Origin of the sequence: Marichromatium gracile (assembly GCF_004343155.1) — a bacterium.
Classification (GTDB): Bacteria; Pseudomonadota; Gammaproteobacteria; order Chromatiales; family Chromatiaceae; genus Marichromatium; species Marichromatium gracile.
Map to the genome: position 1 here is coordinate 1 of NZ_SMDC01000030.1, position 1,265 is coordinate 1,265.

The window sequence follows — 1,265 nt, forward strand, 5'->3', positions numbered from 1 at the left end:
CGCGCCGGTTCGCCGTGACGACGGTTGTAGTCGCGATAGGCCGCGTAGATCGACTCGGCCGGAAGATCCGGATGGTAGTTGAGGGTGAAGAGACGAGTCGATTCGATAACCGGAAGGTTCCTGCCACCTGTCAGCGCACGATTGAAGCAACTCAATGCTGCATCGTGCCGCCCAAGATCCTGAAGCGCTGCCCCCATGTTGTTGAGCGCCTCGAAATAGTCGGGATTGATCGCCAGCGCCTGGCGATAACAATCCAGCGCCTCGTCGAGACGACCGAGCTCCTTGTACACCACGCCGAGATTACTATGCGCCTCGGCTAGCTGGGGCTGGAGCATGATCGCATGGCTATAGCATTGCTCTGCCTCCGCGAAGCGCTCTTGCAGCCTGAAGAGCATGCCTTGGGTGTTATGCGCCGATGCATAATCGGGTGCGAGTATCAGGGCGCGCTCCACACAACCACGCGCCTGATTGAGAAAGCCCAAGTCGAGCAAGGCGTTGGCCAGGGTATTCAGCGTCTCGGCGTGGTCTGGGGTACGGGCGAGCGCGCGCCACAACCCATCCAGCGCAGCCTGAGACTCACCGCGCTTATAGTGCACTGTTCCCAGGGCACGCCAGGCGAAGGCATCATCCGGATAGTGCTCGGTGAGAGCGCGAGCGCGGGAGAGTGCTTTGTCGAGCCGGTCAGAACGCTCCAGCAGCCCGGCGATGCGCTGCTGTTCGACGAGCGGGACGCGACCTTCGCCAAGGGTCGCAGCCGGCGGCGGTTCCACCGCCGACTCGGGGGCAGGCGCCGCACGGCATTGCGCATCGGCGAGCGCCGTGCGGTATTGTGCCTTATCCGGGTCCAACAACCGCGCCTTGCGCAGGCATGCGACCCCGCCGTCCAAATCACCACGTTCGACCAAGATCGATCCCAGCTCGTACCAGGCGGTAGAGTGCTCCGGGGCGAGTGCGAGCAAGGCTCGAAAGAGCGGTTCAGCAACTCGCTCATTCCCAGCGAGACGTTCTCGCATAGCGGTATCATAGAGTCCTTGATGATCGGTCAAGCAGGCCTCCTGAAGGCAGCAATGGGGACGAAGCTAGGCGCCATCTTCACCTGTCGATGCAGTCTTGGCCAGACTTACCCCGAGCGTCGCTACACCAGCGCCGCCACATCGCGCGAAAGGCCGTCTCGATCCGCGCCACCAGGCCCTGCTCGTCGCGCCAGGGGCTCGCCTCCAGCTCCGCGCGCAGCCCGGCGCGGATCCGCGCCAGTGCCTCCAGGT

1 protein-coding gene is annotated in these 1,265 nt (G+C 63.6%); it reads right to left on the reverse strand.

The window, feature by feature from the left end; genetic code table 11:
- Positions 1-1,046: DUF6584 family protein (locus tag EDC29_RS17220; RefSeq protein ID WP_132230697.1), on the reverse strand; the 1,046-nt coding region annotated here is incomplete at its 3' end.
- Between the last annotated feature and the right edge of the window lie 219 nt (positions 1,047-1,265).